This is a genomic window from Methylobacter tundripaludum SV96, assembly GCF_000190755.2.
Lineage (GTDB): Bacteria > Pseudomonadota > Gammaproteobacteria > Methylococcales > Methylomonadaceae > Methylobacter_A > Methylobacter_A tundripaludum.
In genome coordinates this window covers 1,245,608-1,261,085 of record NZ_JH109152.1, presented here as the reverse complement: position 1 = coordinate 1,261,085, position 15,478 = coordinate 1,245,608, and the positions used below count along the sequence as shown (strand labels likewise).

10 protein-coding genes are annotated in these 15,478 nt (G+C 50.3%); 5 read left to right on the top strand and 5 right to left on the bottom strand.

The genetic code is table 11. The annotated features are described in order from the left end of the window. Positions 1-155: 155 nt before the first annotated feature. From arsB to METTU_RS05660, 5 genes are all read left to right on the top strand, one after another. Entirely contained in the window at positions 156-1,244 is a 1,089-nt protein-coding gene (gene arsB / locus METTU_RS05680; protein WP_006890350.1) for an ACR3 family arsenite efflux transporter, read from the top strand. A 597-nt stretch (positions 1,245-1,841) separates the two neighbouring features. After that, the gene (locus METTU_RS05675) at positions 1,842-5,492 is read left to right on the top strand and encodes an ATP-binding protein (RefSeq protein ID WP_006890349.1); all 3,651 of its coding nucleotides are present in this window, start codon (positions 1,842-1,844) and stop codon (positions 5,490-5,492) included. Next, on the top strand, positions 5,485-6,108 hold the full coding sequence (locus METTU_RS05670; protein WP_006890348.1) for a condensin complex protein MksE: 624 nt from the start codon (positions 5,485-5,487) through the stop codon (positions 6,106-6,108). The genes METTU_RS05675 and METTU_RS05670 overlap by 8 nt, the downstream gene beginning before the upstream one ends. Next, entirely contained in the window at positions 6,105-7,334 is a 1,230-nt protein-coding gene (locus METTU_RS05665; protein WP_006890347.1) for a hypothetical protein, read from the top strand. The genes METTU_RS05670 and METTU_RS05665 overlap by 4 nt, the downstream gene beginning before the upstream one ends. Next, positions 7,331-8,212: a DUF7281 domain-containing protein gene (locus METTU_RS05660; protein ID WP_006890346.1), complete on the top strand. Its 882-nt coding sequence runs from the start codon at positions 7,331-7,333 to the stop codon at positions 8,210-8,212. Before METTU_RS05665 ends, METTU_RS05660 begins: the two co-directional genes overlap by 4 nt. Positions 8,213-8,647: 435 nt before the next feature. Here the strand turns inward: METTU_RS05660 and METTU_RS05655 are convergent, their stop codons facing one another. The 5 genes from METTU_RS05655 to METTU_RS05635 form a co-directional block, all read right to left on the bottom strand. Continuing rightward, positions 8,648-9,661 (bottom strand): response regulator transcription factor, encoded by a 1,014-nt coding sequence (locus METTU_RS05655; protein WP_081466875.1) that lies wholly within the window; start codon positions 9,659-9,661, stop codon positions 8,648-8,650. 294 nt (positions 9,662-9,955) lie between these two features. Further along, positions 9,956-10,135 (bottom strand): hypothetical protein, encoded by a 180-nt coding sequence (locus METTU_RS05650; RefSeq protein WP_040579659.1) that lies wholly within the window; start codon positions 10,133-10,135, stop codon positions 9,956-9,958. A gap of 36 nt (positions 10,136-10,171) precedes the next feature. Further along, positions 10,172-10,831: an SCO family protein gene (locus METTU_RS05645; protein WP_006890344.1), complete on the bottom strand. Its 660-nt coding sequence runs from the start codon at positions 10,829-10,831 to the stop codon at positions 10,172-10,174. 22 nt (positions 10,832-10,853) lie between these two features. After that, positions 10,854-12,782, bottom strand: coding sequence for a multicopper oxidase family protein (locus METTU_RS05640; RefSeq protein ID WP_006890343.1), 1,929 nt, complete (start codon positions 12,780-12,782; stop codon positions 10,854-10,856). An 88-nt stretch (positions 12,783-12,870) separates the two neighbouring features. Then, positions 12,871-15,150, bottom strand: a complete 2,280-nt coding sequence (locus METTU_RS05635; RefSeq protein ID WP_006890342.1) for an Ig-like domain-containing protein — start codon at positions 15,148-15,150, stop codon at positions 12,871-12,873. Between the last annotated feature and the right edge of the window lie 328 nt (positions 15,151-15,478).

Sequence of the window (15,478 nt, the reverse complement as noted above, 5' to 3'; positions counted from 1 at the left end):
ATCATCCTACTGTTACGCATTGTTTCTCACCACGAAGAACACGAAGAAAAAATATAGACTTCGTGCTCTTCGTGCCTTCGTGGTGAATAAAAGAATCGGATATACAGGGTCTATTTTTTACTGACATTCCCCCCAACTATTGGGAAGAGACAACTATGAATACACAATTCGACCACGCTCCAAAGCGTTTGGGCTTCGTAGAGCGGTTTCTGACGCTATGGATATTTACGGCTATGGCGGGCGGGATCGCGCTGGGCTATTTCATTCCCAGTTTCACCCAATGGCTGACCCGCTTCCAGGTGGGGACTACTTCCATGCCCATCGCTATCGGCCTGATCCTGATGATGTACCCGCCGTTGGCCAAGGTGCGCTACGAGGAATTACCCCAGGTTTTCAAAAATACCAAGGTTTTGTTGCTGTCGCTGGTCCAGAACTGGATTATCGGCCCGGTGCTGATGTTTACGCTGGCCATCATCTTTCTTCGGGACTACCCGGAGTATATGGTCGGCCTGATCATCATCGGACTGGCTCGCTGCATCGCCATGGTGCTGGTCTGGAACGAGTTAGGCGAGGGCGATAGCGAATACTGCGCAGGCTTGGTAGCGTTCAACTCCATCTTCCAGATGCTGTTCTTTTCCGTGTATGCCTACGTTTTCGTCACCGTCCTGCCGGACTGGCTGGGCATCGCTTCCGGCCTTGAAGTTCAGGTGACCATGATCCAGGTCGCCAAAAGCGTGCTGATTTATCTGGGTATCCCCTTTTTCGGCGGCATGTTCACGCGTTTTTTCCTGGTGCGACGCAAGGGTTTGCAGTGGTATGAGGAAACGTTCATGCCCAAAATCAGCCCTATTACCCTGATTGCGCTGCTGTTCACGATTCTGGTCATGTTCTCCCTCAAGGGCGAATATATCGTGCAACTGCCGATGGATGTGGCGCGCATCGCCGTACCGTTGATCATTTACTTCCTGATCATGTTTCTGGTCACGTTTTATATGTCGGCCAAGGCGGGGGCAGGCTATCGCATCAGCGCCACGCTGTCGTTTACCGCCGCCGGCAATAATTTCGAATTGGCCATCGCGGTCGCCGTAGCGGTTTTCGGGCTGCAATCCGGGCAAGCTTTTGCAGCAGTCATCGGGCCGTTAGTCGAAGTTCCGGTGCTGATCGGGTTGGTCAAGGTGGCGCTTTACTTCAGGCAAAAATTCTTTTCGCCTTCGGAGGCGATTAGTGGCGAAATTCCGGAGTAGATGCCCGGATGATGTCTGTCCATGCGCCCTTTAAGCCCATTTCCATGAAAGAACATACTTAAGTTACGCATTTTTCTCACCACGAAGACACGAAGAGCGCGAAGAAAAAACATAAACTTCGTGTCTTCGTGGTAAATAAGAGGGGCAAATGTTTTTTATTTTGGTTACTTACGATTCATGCAGGCAAAAAAAATGCGGCTGATTAGGCCGCATTAGATAAGGATATAAAACTCTGAATTCCGAGGAGGAAGTTTGCATCTCAAGAGTTGCAGCTATATTAGCGATAAATGATAGATAATGGAATGTGACATATTGTCGCGTGTCGGAATGTCGCAGAGGTTTGGGCGGAACAAACCATCCATGCTTTTCGATGTACTCAGAAGCAGTCAAGTCCTGGAAAACTGCTTTTATACTCCCCAAGACCGTGCCAATTGTCATCATTCCCACGACGGAGCGCGGGAATGATAATATGACCGATTTGGCGACTCGCCCCAAGCCAACAAAATAACAATACCAACCTGTACTCAGTCGACGGAGATTATTTGCCTTATTTCCCTGCAACTGAATACAGTCTGTAATCAATCGATAGAAAATAAAATGTACTCATTAAACCGCTTGATCCTCATTGATTCATACAAACCCGGTGAATTGGTGGAAGTTCGCCTGGATGGACATACCAATCTTAATGGTGTTAATGGCGCCGGTAAAACCACATTATTGCGCTTAGTGCCGCTGTTTTTCGGCGAACGGCCAGGGCGGTTAGTTCCGAAAAGCCGGGTTACCGACAGTTTCGCCAAGCATTACCTGCCTAACGAGTCTTCTTATATTATTTTTGAATATCAGCGACATGAGCAAACCTGTATGGCGCTGATGTATGCCTCCCCCAATGAAGAAGGGCTGTGTTATCGCTTTGTCGATAAGGGATTCGATAAGGACGACTTTATTGAAACCCACCGGGATGGATCGCATTATCCGGTTTCTTGCCGGGGTCTGCGTACGCATTTCCTTAAGCGGCATATCAATTGTAGCGACCAGATTACCGCCTGCAGCGATTACCGCACGGTGATCCAGAATTTGCCGCACAAGAAAGGCCAGGAATTACGCCAATTGGTCGCGCGCTACAGTTTCTGTAACGGCAGTGCCGGGCATAGGCTGAAAGATATAGAAAAAATCGTTACCGGAATGTTTATGCGTTCCACCGATTTTGCCGACTTGCGCGAAATGCTGGTGAACTGTATTGATGAAAACCGCGATTCCCTGGCTTTGGAATTGAAAATGGAAACGCTGGATGATTGGTATAAGGAATACCGCGCTTATCAGGAAACCGAATTGGAGCGGGATAAAATAGAGCGGCTCAACCGGTTGGAGAATGAGTTACTTCACATTGAGCAAAGCTTGGGCGAACTTCAATATCGCTTGCAGCGTTTACGCAATCAAAACGAACAAAACCTGCAACAAGAGCAGGATGCCGGGAACGCGTGCAATAAGCAATTGGAGCAGCTCAAAAAAGACTGGGAAGCTCGGGAGCAGACGCTTGCAACCGAGTTAGCGGCGATCAGGGCCGATTTGGCGCAGACGCAGCGACAACAAAAATCGTTGGAGGATGAAAAAGCCGACTGGGAAAAACAGGACGTACAGGGTAAAAAACAGTTGGTTGTCCGCCTTACGCAAATAAAGAATAGCCTGGATAGAGAGCGGGATAATCATAAGCAGTTGATGTCAGATGTGCAGGACATCGAAGCCGAGTTTAAACGCTTGAAGGCGGAAAAAGAACGGTATTTTGCCGAGCAACAGCATGGCTATGAAATCGGCATAAAAGACATACAAAATAAAGCGGCTGAAAGTAAGTCCGTTGCTAATAAAGATGTTGAGCAGCAAAAAGAATCGCTTAGGCTGGAAAATCAAAAGCAACAAGATAACCTGCATGTTGAGCAATTAAAATTGCAGGGCGAGTTGGGCGCGTTGAACAGTCAGATTGCCCAAATTCAACCGGATCCCGCCTTGATTGAAAACAGGGAAGCTAAGTTGGAACTGCTTCATGCCATTCAGCAGCAAAAGGAGGAGGCGGGAAAGACGGTTAAAGCAATTGAAGCGGAATCCAAGAAAAATCAGGCGCAGATCGATACGGTTGTTAGCGAAAAGCGTAAACAGGATGAAGATAAACAGCGCATACAGCATGCGAGCGAACAACTGCAAAAACAACTGGATGCCAACCCGGACACCTTGCTGGGCTTTTTGCGCGAACATCAGCCGGATTGGATAAGCAACATAGCCAAAGTGATTAACCCGGATCTGTTATTAAGAGACGATTTGGAGCCGGCATCGCAAGCATTGGAACAGAGCTTTTATGGCCTGAGCTTGAATCTGGATAATTTGCAGGCCGACTATACCGCCGATGAAGAACAAATCCGCGCACTGCTGAGCGATGCCCGGAGTCAATTAAGTCAACTGAAAGCCGCCGAGGCCAACAGCGATGAACAGTTGCAGGCGTTAAAAAAGGTCGCATCCGGCCTGGAAAAACAAGGCAAAGACGCTGCTTTTAGCGCCGGGCAATTGCAAACGCAGTTAAATGGGCTCAATGAAGAATTAAACTCGTTAAAACAGCAAATTGAACGCAGCAAGAAAGAGCGCAAGGCCAAACTGGAGCAGGAAAAAACCAATCTGGACGAGCAAATCAAGTTAAGCAATAGTCGCCTGCAAGCGTTCAAACAACAGCTGGAAACCGAAATACAGCGATTAAACCAGGAACTGGCTGCCAAAATCCGGCAGATTACCGAGGATGCGTTGTTACAAGTCGAGCAAATGCAACAGCTTATTAATAACGTCAATCAACAAAAAGACAGCGAGTTGGCGCAATTGGAGCGGCAACGGATTCAGAGCTTGCAGGACAGAAAAGTCGATACCGCCACCTTAAAGGATCTTGAAACCAAAATCGGCCAATTGGCAGATGAACTAAAAGCCGCAGAACAGGCGGAACAACTGGTTAAGGAATATCAACGCTGGCTGGATAAAGACTGGTCTTTATATGATAGCCAGGTGGTTAAAGCCAGGGAAACGGAGGCGGAACTCAAGCAGCAACAAGCGCGATACGAGACGGAAACAGCAGACATGCAGCAAAGGCGCGCTGCCTTAAAAAAGGAACTGGAGCAAATAGCCGCCAAGCTGCAAAGGCTTGACAAGGAAATCAAAGCGATTAATAACCTGCTGGCTGAATTAGCGGGTTATGTTAAGCGCATCCCGGAACCCGTCGGTTTTGATAATGCCCATACCTTATCGTTACTGCAGACCGATTGCCGCAAGTTAACCGAGCAACACAAGACGCTACGCAAGGATTTAGCCGGTCTGATCCGTCATTTGAAACAGGTGTTGGCGCGTTTTCCAGGCACACATCCGGGCCGCTATTATGCGCGTGTCGAAGATGAATTAGGCTTTGATAGCGATGAAATGGCTTGGCTGAGTCGAATTCAGGCTTGGTATGCGACAGAATCCGGTTCTGCCAGAAGTTGGTTAATGAGTCAGGCAAAACTTTTTGGCTACGCGATCAAAAATTATCAGCAGGCATTGGAGTGTTTTGACCGCGGCATTGATTCCTTGTCGCGTCGCTTGGCGGCGCATATCGACGGCAATATCCGTTTTGAAAAAATCGAGCGCATCGAAGGGCGGTTAACGTCCAAGGTTACGACACTGGGTTACTGGGAGCAAATAGTCCGCTTCACCAAAAATTATGATGACTGGAGTCGAACTAATGACGAACAGTTGCCGTCCCCGGAATTTGCCGACATCGTCAGACTGGTGTCTGAACAATTGAAAGGTAAAGGCCGGGTAGAAATGAAGCTGGTTAATTTGCTGGAGCTGGAAATCATTGTGACCGAAAATGGTCGCAGCAAACGGGCGACCCATGCCGAGGAATTGCGGCAGATTTCCAGCCATGGCTTATCGTACCTGATTTTATGCGTATTTTTTATTGCGCTGGTGAATATGATTCGTAAAGATCAGCCCTTGAATATCATCTGGCCGATGGATGAGCTCAAGGAATTGCATCAGATGAATATTGAAGTGTTGGTGGAAATGCTGACTAAAAACCGGATTACTTTATTCTCGGCTTTTCCCGATCCTGATCCCGAAGTTTTAAGGCTGTTTAAAAACCGTTATCAGGTATTCGGCTATCGGGAGCTGATCGAAATGGACGTGGACGAGGATTATTTATCAGCACTTGAACCTCTGATAACGGCGGATGAACATGTTTGATCAATTATTAAAACGTTTGCTGCAAGGTGAATTTATTTGCGAAGTCAGTGATGAAGCCGGTTTTCGTTATTTGCAAGACCCTGAAAATGCGGCGCAGGTGGATGAGTTTTTAACCCGCCTTGATTATCGCTTGTCCAGTACTCAGAACCGGCTGGCCTTTTTTGCGGCTTACCGGACGATAGACAGCAGCGCACGTAGCGACATCCGTAAAGTTTTTTATCAATTTCGCATCGAGTTGCAGCCGGTGGTTGAGTGGCTGGATATGATGATGTCCTGCTTAAACCAGGATACCGCCTTATCGCCCGGCGACACGCTGAGTTTTTCCGGTTTGTTGCAAGTCATCGAACACAATCAGGCCCTGGCTGATCGTTTGCAGACCTTTGCAAAATTCAAGGACTTTACCAGCGGCGATGATTCGGTAAAAGGGCGGCTGGAGAAGCTGTTGCTTACACTGTGCAAATGGGGATATTTGACTTTAGCCAATAAAGATACGCTTATTTATCAGGTGAACGGCAAGCTGGATTATTTTTATCAGGCCTTGCAGTTTATTCAGGAGCACGAACAAATCCCGGTCGAGCAGGGCGAAACCGATACGATTCAGGGGAGTCTGTTTTGAGCCAGTCGCAACAAGGCTTGGAGCGCTTACTGAGAACATTAGCCGGCCATAGCGAGTTGATTGCGGAGGCTTATTTTACCGGCGTGGTCTACAAGGACAATCAAAACCAGCGCGCGCTAAACCAGCTCAAACAATTGAAGGTGCTGGTTAATCATGACGCGGAGGGCTACCGTATCGCCGGGCGTTTGACTCAGTTTTTAGACAGCGCCTTGAGCAGCGACCGGGTTCGGCGACTGGATACCGATCTAGCCGACTGGATTGATACGTTGAAGCTGCAAATCAGCCTGTATCAGGATGCCGAAGTTGAAAACCGGCTGGGCGATTGCGACAATTATTTTGCCGAAATCGAACGTCTGGTTTTCGATTTGTCCGATACCCTGGAAGAAAACACCCGCTATTTATCGATGCTGGTTAACAGCCGCTTCGCCAATGTGCGCACCCTGGCGGAAAAACAAAAACAGAATACCTTTTACATTTCCAGGCTGGAAAAACTGGTGAATGCCATCACCGCGCTGCAACCTGAATCTTTATTGGAAATGGTTGAAGATCAGCCGCTTATTTACGACTTACTGGATCATCAGCTGATTCGTAAGCTGCCTATCTACCAGCAGCGTTTGCAGGATATTCTCGACAAGTTAAAAGTCTTTTTATTTGAGCTCAGGCAAATAGAGGCTAGAGCGCAATTAGTGCAAGGCTTTGCCTTTTTTCTACAGCAAAACCAGAATTATCAACCGCAGGACTGGAGCGAGCGCGACAGCATTCCCGAGCACTGGAACCAGATCAAGCCTTTGGCATTGTTTGCCTATGCCGATCCGCTGGATCATGCGTTGGAAGAAGACTTAATCGAGATTGCGCAAAAAATCCGTATCGATACGGAAGTCATGTTGGCAAAACAAAAACAGCGCTCGTTAAGCGCGGTGTCTTTAAGTCCGCAAAACAAAACAACCTTGGATTTGCCGCTGTATCGAAAACAGTTAAGAGTGTATTTCGACAGGGTGCTGAAAAATGAGGGGCAGTCCATTTCAGCCGTAGCTTTTCAACAGGCTTTCGTGGATGACATCGAACCTTCAATCTGGTTGAGTTGCGTGCTGAATGAATGGTTAAGGCGGCAGCAACGCAATAAACGCTTGCAGATGGAATTGATTCAGGCCGATGTCGGTCGGCATTTTTCCGGTAACAAAAAGGTGAGGGATATTGTTCTTCAGTTTCGGAGCGCTGACAATTGAACAAGCAATTGTTAAGCGTTATAGAGCGGGCGATCCGGTCTGACAACCAGCTTTTTCCGCTTAATCAGAGCTGGGAATATCTGCATCGGCAATACAATATCGGTCAAACACAAGGCAATAAGCTGAAAGTCACGCAGCAGGATAAGGATGACTTGATTGCGGTGGTTAGACATGAAGACGGCATCGATCTTGAGCAAATCTCGGTTGCTGATTTTGCGGCAATGAATCGCGAAGCGGCTTTAGCTTTTGCGTTGGATGAGAAAATAGCCGGGCAGTCCGTTAAAAAAGACCGGTTAGCGATTAAAGCGTTAACCGGCAGGGCGTTGAAAATCAACGGACTATCGTATTCATTACCGGGCAGCGGTTATCTGGATATGGCGTTGGCGGATATAACCGGCACCGCGCATAACTGCATCCTGCTGATTGAAAACTATCGCTGTTTTGATCGTCTGGAAAACATGCAGCTAAATTTACCGGCTCAATATGTCGATCCATTGGTGTTATATCGAGGCGATAACGACTACAGTGAAAAGACGGTACGGCAACTGTTAGCGCAGCTCAACTTACCGGTACTGGCTATGGCTGATCTTGACCCCCAAGGCTTGAGAATTGCCCAATCCTTTCCTCACATTGTCGGTTTAATAGCGCCTTGTTTGGCCGATTTGGAGGCTTTGCTTGAAGATAAGCAAAAAGCCAATTCCAAGCTATATGACAAGCAGCTGGCGGGTTGCCAAAACTTATCAACCAGCCCCCATAGCTTGATTAGACAGCTTTGGGGAATGATGAAAAAACATCAGGCGGGCATAGTGCAGGAATATTGGTTACAGGCGGGCTGTGCGCTGGTCGTGCATGGTTTGGATTCAGCAGAGCATCGGTAATCCTTGCCGGGGGAGAAACGAACTGCATCGACGGAATACCGGATTTAACCGGGTGCCGGTTTAAAGGCTGGTTTGTCAAAACGACACTCAAATATCTGTCCATGCAGAATCCTGCAGGCAAAAAAAATGCGGCCGGTTAGGCCGCATTAGAGAAGGATATAAAACTCTGAATTCCGAGGAGGAAGTTTGCATCTCAAGAGTTGCATATATCTTAGTAAAAATACCTAGACGATGGAATGTGGCAAATTGACGCGTGTCAGAATGTCGCAGAGTCATGGTTGTTTAACCTAACGAATCAAGCGCCGTATTCGAGCTAAAAATCATCTCGGCGTAAAAATGCATTCACCATAATGATTGTTACTGATAGGCGGATTTAACTCGGAAGTTATAAAAAGCTTATGCGCCCTTGGCAGGCCGGTGAAATGGCGAATTTATTTAACAGATCAGCGCGCCAAGGTTTTCGCGAAAGCTAAAATAGATCCATCCGATTTTAGCAGCGATAAATCCTAGCACACATGCCTTCCGCACCGTGCATTCGTCCTCCGCCAGTCCACGACGCACAATTTCGTCAAAACGCCCGGCCGCTACGGCTACGCGGGGGGGCATCGTACACAGCTCCACTGGCGTTACGCTTCCCGCACTCCTTTCGATGGATTGACTAACAACAAGGTTCTTGCAAAGACGACAGGGAGGTACACCTGCCTGATTCGCAACCGATAATAATGTGGCCACATTATGTGCATTAAATTTCCTCATTAACGTGGCACGATGCGTCTCTACAGTTTTTAAACTGATGCAAAGGCTGTCGGCGATTTCTTTATTCTTGTAGCCTGCGGCAATCAGTTTCAACAGCTGCGCCTCCCTGCTGGTCAGATTCCAGTTTAAGTTATTATCGAGGCATGATTTTTCTACCTTAAGATAGCCATTGATAATCTGCGGCAAGATCTCGGGACAAACATAATACTGGCCTGCCAAAATGCTTTTTATAGCCACAATCAATTCAGAAAGCGTCGTGCCTTTGAGTATATAACCATCGGCACCGGCACGAAATGCAGCGCAGATATTCTCTTCGGTATCCTTCAGAGTAAAAATCAGAATCTTGGTCGGTAGCCAGCGTTTTTTTATTTCTTTTATAACTTCGATGCCGTAGTTTTTCGGCATCATCATGTCCAATAAAATCAGGTTAGGAGGGGTAATCCAAGCCTGCCGAAAAAGCGCCGCTGGGGCGGAAGACTGGAAATCGACAGTAAAACCGGATTCCTTGGATATAAGAACACTCAGCCCTTCCCTGATAATCGATTCACTCTCAATTATTGCAATTTTGTACATAATTAATCCCCCACATAGCCTCGCTGAATGTTTTCTTAAACAGCCTGAGAGCTCTTCACGCTTTTTTCGACGCAAATTCTGGTCGATCAAAACCACCTCAGGCAGATGACCCGTTTTCATAATTAAGGGTTATTTAAGGCATGCACACTATAATATGTTTGCATTAAAATATAATCGGGTTCCGGCTGCGCAACCCATGACTACACTTGCCTTTCGTGCCTGATGGTAGCTTCAATAGATTGATAAATATATAAGTATCAGTACTAGTTCTCGCAAAAATGAGGGGACGATAACTGGACTATTTGCCTACTTTGTTCAGACAAAAAAAAGACTGGCCCGGAAGGTGTTTCCGGGCCAGTCCAAATAGCGTCCTACCCATCAGATATTGCACTTACAGCTGCCGATATACCGGCATCAACCGTTTAGTTTAACCATCGCGGAGGGTATGGCACCGGTTTCCATATAGTTAACCAGGGCCTCTACATCAACGTCGGTTAGCCTGAGGTTCGGCATCGACAGTTTCCTGTATCGGTTAAAAAGCCCGGTAGCGACGGGGTCTTTTTCCGCCGGCATTTGATCCGGCGCTTTATCCATGGCGCTAAACCGACGTCTTCTCTGTTATTGCGGATTTCAGCCCATCATTTCTGACAACTTCGGTCTCTGCCCACTAGGTTCCATCCAGTAAACATATTCGGCGATGTATTTGGGGTTACCCAAGGCGGGACACGTTCCCCATCGCTCCAACGGCTCGATGCCGTATTTGACGACGCCGATGTGCTGGGTCTTGTCCTGATCCAGCACCGGATCCGAGAAAGTAAAACCCAGTTGCCTGCGCAGCAGCTCGATGTCACTTTTTTTGCCTGTCAGAAACTTCCAGCCCGTCCTGACTCTAAAGAGATCGGCATAAGCTTTCAGCGCCGCCGGCGTGTCGTATTCCGGCTCAAGCGTGATCGAATACATAAATATGTCGCGCCCCATTCGCTCACCCAGCTCTTTTTGCACCCGCTTCAGATTCGCCGTCATGCCAGGGCAAATATCGGCGCAACGCGCATACATAAAATTGATGAGCACGGTCTTGTCTTTGATCAGGTCATCATAGAACCGCACGGTCTCGCCCTCATGCGTTACCAGCGGGACATTCGGGAAGGATTTTTTGCGGCGCTCGTCCCGATTGCTCGGCTTGATTAAAAGGGAACGCTCCCCTGCAGTTGATATGGAGGGCATTGCACCCAATACCACTGCGCCAAGAGAAGCAGCGGTTGCGCTTTTGATAAACTCTCTTTTGTTCATGGCTGTATCCTCGTTCGATTGATTACTTGCCGGCTTTCGAGTCATCGGGCGGCACGATGCGGAAGCGGATCATCATGGCGTGGTCTTCATGCACGACATTGTGGCAGTGCAATGGATAGTCCCCATACCAGTCGCGGTATTGCATGTAGTAGCTGACCGACCCCGTTCCCGACGTGCCAACGGCCCCATCGCCGATCCGGACCACGTCCTTGCGCGATTTGTCATCGATCGCCAGATTCTCGGCTTTGCCGTTGCGGGTGAGCAGTTGGAATTCCTCGTGATGCGAATGCACCGGATGCGACCAGCCGCCGCCCGACTCCAGCGTCCATTGTTCCGCCGACCCCTCTGCCGGATAAGCGCTGATTTTGGAGGGATCGAATAACTGGCCATTGACCGTCCAGGCCCCATTGCTGGTATCGAACTTGAACCGGCGCTGGACCTTGATCGGATTGGTCCGAGCAGGCATCGGCACCATGACCTGGGACTGGAGCGTGCTCAACGATGCACTGTCATCTGCAACCGGATCGCCGGATACGACGAATTTGAGCAATTGGGTCTTGCTGCTGGAAGGAAGAATCTTGCCCGTGGTGCCCTTGCCGGTGAGCTGCTCCAGCCGGTTTTCCAGGTAAATCACAGTGCCTGGCGCGTATTGGCTGAAATCGATGATCACATCCGCTCTTTCGGCCACGCCCAGCCGTACACTGGAGACAACTTGCGCCCTAGGCAACAGATTACCGCAATTGGCGATGCGCGTGAACTTGGCGCCGTTACTCATAAATAATTCGATAAACCGCGAGGGTCCGCCATCCAGGAAGCGGAAACGGTATTTACGCCGCTTGACATCCATAACGGGCTTGATCTTGAAGTTGACCGTTTGCTGGTCGCCGACGATGCCTTCCAGGTTGAAGGTGTCGAAGAACATCTGTCCGCTTTGGTCGAACACCTTGTCGGTGAATAGCAGCGGGACATCGTATTCACCGCTGGGCAACCTGAGGCCGGTCGCTTCATCACCGGTATCGAGGTTAATATCGTTGCTGAACAACGTATAGAACGAGGCCATGCCTTTGTAGACATTGGCGGCGGTGAAGTCGAACCGATGGTCGTGAAACCACAGCGTGCTTTGGGTTTCCTGCCAGTCGCCCGGACACCATGATCCGTTGTACCAAGTTCCGTTCTTGTGCGTGCTGGCAAAGCCTGCCCGAACATTGGGATACCAGTAGTCCCACCACTTGCCGGAGTCGTAGAACCGGGTCGGTCCGCCATCGGATTCCGGGGGGTTATGGGCATTATGCAGGTGCGGCGTGCACTGGTTGATGCCAAACCCTTGGTTGTCCTTACTATCCTTGGGCAAGCCGTTATACATGCGCATGAGGACCGGCGCACCGTAATGGGCATTGATACGCAGTACGCCGACGGCATCCGAGTTCATATCGACATAGGTCCAGACCTTGGAGTTGAAGGACGGATATTCTTCCGTCGAGTAAAAATTCCAGTCAATTTCCCTGGCCATCAGCTCATATTTCGTGCAGGCATCCAGGCCGCCCAGTTCGGTCCAGCGCTGATGATTCTCGTCGCGCGCTTCCTCGAAGTCGTCAAAAGCATTTGCGCCCGGATTCCAAAGCGTCTGCTTTTCGCCGCATTGGCCTTCTTCCGGCGTAGGGCCGGTGTAAAATCCGACCGATTGGCAGGATTTGGGAATCGGCAGCGGCTCCGTCCAGGGCTTGTTGCAGGGCGGACTGATCAAACCAGTATCCGCCGCTTCAGCCAGATTGGGCAGAAAGTTACGACCGCCAATCGCGGTCAGGCCGCCAACACCGGCTGTCAAACCCATTTTGAATAATTCGCGCCGGGTGATGCCGGCCTTTTGAATGTCGTTAACTTCCTGCATATAGCGAGCTATGGTTTTCTCGCGTTGGCTGAAGTTCGTTACCTTGATTATTTTCTTAAACATGGCACACCTCTGTTTTTAGAGGATTTAGAGAAGCACCGGTCCCTTGCGGAACCGGTGTGTTGTTTTCCAACGCTTTCTCTGCGTTTACTTACCTGATGGTAATGGCGATATTTGCCCTCGTTGCGCCCGTCGCTGATGACCGCAAGCTGATCGGCGTCTTGCAGGCAGGTCCTGGTTTTGCCCTGAAGTCCCACGCACCGGCGACGACTGGAGTTGCCGCGCCCAGTTTATTGGTATTCAGGTCGGTCGGCACAGAGGCTGTCAGGTACAACTGGATATTGTTGTTGGTTTGCACTGTACTGGTTCCAGCGACCCGCCATTCGCCCGAAGTGGCATTGATGGGTTTACACTGCGTACTGGTTATCTGGATAACTTCAGCATTAACGACCGTTACCGTGACATGCGCAAGCGGTGAAACCTGACCATTGTCATTGGTTACGGTGTAATCGAAGCCGAAAGTGCCTGCCGTGGCGCCAGCCGCGAAAGTCACCTTGCCGGTCGCATCAGGCGTTGCCGTGCCGCCGGTGACGTTGGATACCAATACCGACGCCGGATTCAGCGCAGCGCCATTGCCAGAGTCGTTGGCCAGCACATCAATCACTACCGACTGGCTGACGGCCACATTGACCGGCCCATCGGGGTTAACAATCGGTGCAGGCCCTGCTGCGGACGGCGCGACCGTGACGATCACTGTCGCCACATTGGACTGACCGATGCTGTTGGATGCCGTATATTGGAAAGTCACATCGCCGTTTACGGAACCCGGCGTGTACGTGATGGCAACGCCATTAACGGATGCCGAGCCGGAACCCGCCGGAATCGCCTGTCCGACCAATTGCACAGAGGTGATCAGAGCCGCCGGGTTAGCGACATCGTTAGCGGTAACCGGAATATCGACGGCCAAACCTCCCGCTTCTGCGACTGCGCTATCATCCAGGGCAAGCGGTACGCCAGCTCCGGGCGCACCGGCCCCTGTTACCTGATTGCGCGCCACGGGGAATGTCCCGCTGCCGCCGGCAGTCGATTTCACGGTAACGGTATCCGGCGGCGTGACGACACCGGCCACCTTTAGGGTCACTTCAGCCGGATCGTTGGCGTTATTGGTTGACACGGCTGTGTCGCCGTAGCCCTCCAGCGTCAATGTAGGCGGTAGTTGGTCGACTCCGAAGCCCCCCTTATCGCTGCTGGTCGCAACTACGGTCAGCGTTTGGTTAGCGTAATTTGCCGAAGCCGCGGTCACGACATCGACCGCATGCATCGTAAATAGGCTGGGCGGAGTATCGGCGCTGTTGATGACCGATATGGGGCCCGGCAAATTGCCGAGAGGATCCACCATGCCCTGGGTATAGTACTGCCCGAGCGCGGCGGGGCCGAACGGGATCATCTTGACAGGCGCTATGTTTGTTGCAGCCGCCGTCAACGAAGGATTAGGCTGTGAGGCCAGTACCTTAATGTCTTTGGCATACACATCAACCTGCGTGCCGGCAGCATCGCGTTTGTAGAAGCCGTTGTAGATCTCCAGCGGACTGGGGATCGGGCTGGCCACAAAATCGTGCAGGCGGCCCATCAGGCTGAATTGCTCGGAGCGAATACAGGTACCGTTGGCCCCTTGGGTTCCGAGTAAAATGGGAGCGCCGGCGGCTGTTTCACCGCAGATCTCGAGGTAGTTGGTGCCGAAGGGGCTGCCGGTAACGAATTCCGTAGCAACTCCGTCCGACAGGAATTGAGCGCCATTAAGGGTGACCGGTGCGAGTGGAACCCCGCCGCTGCTGGCGGAACGTTGCAGGAAAGGGCCTACACGGCTATGAAGCGCGCCGTCAAACACGCCGCGCGCCACGCCGACGTCTTCGCTGAACACGATATCGCGGTTGCCGGTGGCAGAAACCGCATCAACCGGGAATGTCTCGACGCCGTAAGGATGCGTCACGGTGTAAGTTCCCGGTTCCGGCACGCCCGCAAACAAGCGGATGCGCGTGAATGTGATTTGATCGCCCACAACTACAGGCCCTACAGAGAAGGCCGCTTCCAGCGCCAGAACCAGCGTGGCCTTCTTGCCTGCCGGCATGTCCATCACGGACGTGGCATTAAAGTAAAAGGCTTCATCGGGGAAGTTGGTTGGGAAGCTGTAAGGCGGATCGGGCAAGCCGGGCCCGACCAGCAAACAGGCATTCTGTTGCAAGGCGCCGGTATCGCTGGCATTAGGCAAGCATAAATCGAAGACGGTTCCGTTCAAATCCTGATACCAGTTCGGAAAACCGTGCCCCGCCGGTGAAGGTAAGTTAGTCGGTCCGACCCGTGCCAGGTCGGCATGTACGGATAGACTCAACGCTGTAAGTGCTATCGCAGCTAATGTATGTTTGGTTTTCATTTGAAGTACCTCATTTTCTTTTTTCAAAGAACAAAAGCCCGATATGTCTTGATGTTGACAGCAACATCAAGACATATCGGTCAAGTACTTGCATCCATTCCTCGACTGGAAATACATCTGGATTTTTGGCATGAATGCCTATGATTCGACATCTCTTTGACATCCCTTTGCGTGGGACGAAACGAACTGAACTATATCGGCAGCCAGTCTGAGGGTTTACTCCGTTGAGACTGAATGTATCGGAAAGGTAGAGTAAATGAACTCGGGTGAAACCCTGATTCGGACTCAGGTTAAAACCTGATTTAGGGGGAACTTAACGGGCAAACCT

Excerpts from the sequence above, each read along its gene's own strand:
- METTU_RS05675 (WP_006890349.1), top strand. The coding sequence starts at position 1,842 with ATGTACTCATTAAACCGCTTGATCCTCATTGATTCATACAAACCCGGT.
- METTU_RS05670 (WP_006890348.1), top strand. The coding sequence starts at position 5,485 with ATGTTTGATCAATTATTAAAACGTTTGCTGCAAGGTGAATTTATTTGC.
- METTU_RS05640 (WP_006890343.1), bottom strand. The coding sequence starts at position 12,782 with ATGTTTAAGAAAATAATCAAGGTAACGAACTTCAGCCAACGCGAGAAA.
- METTU_RS05645 (WP_006890344.1), bottom strand. The coding sequence starts at position 10,831 with ATGAACAAAAGAGAGTTTATCAAAAGCGCAACCGCTGCTTCTCTTGGC.
- METTU_RS05655 (WP_081466875.1), bottom strand. The coding sequence starts at position 9,661 with ATGAAAACGGGTCATCTGCCTGAGGTGGTTTTGATCGACCAGAATTTG.
- arsB (WP_006890350.1), top strand. The coding sequence starts at position 156 with ATGAATACACAATTCGACCACGCTCCAAAGCGTTTGGGCTTCGTAGAG.
- METTU_RS05635 (WP_006890342.1), bottom strand. The coding sequence starts at position 15,150 with ATGAAAACCAAACATACATTAGCTGCGATAGCACTTACAGCGTTGAGT.
- METTU_RS05650 (WP_040579659.1), bottom strand. The coding sequence starts at position 10,135 with ATGGATAAAGCGCCGGATCAAATGCCGGCGGAAAAAGACCCCGTCGCT.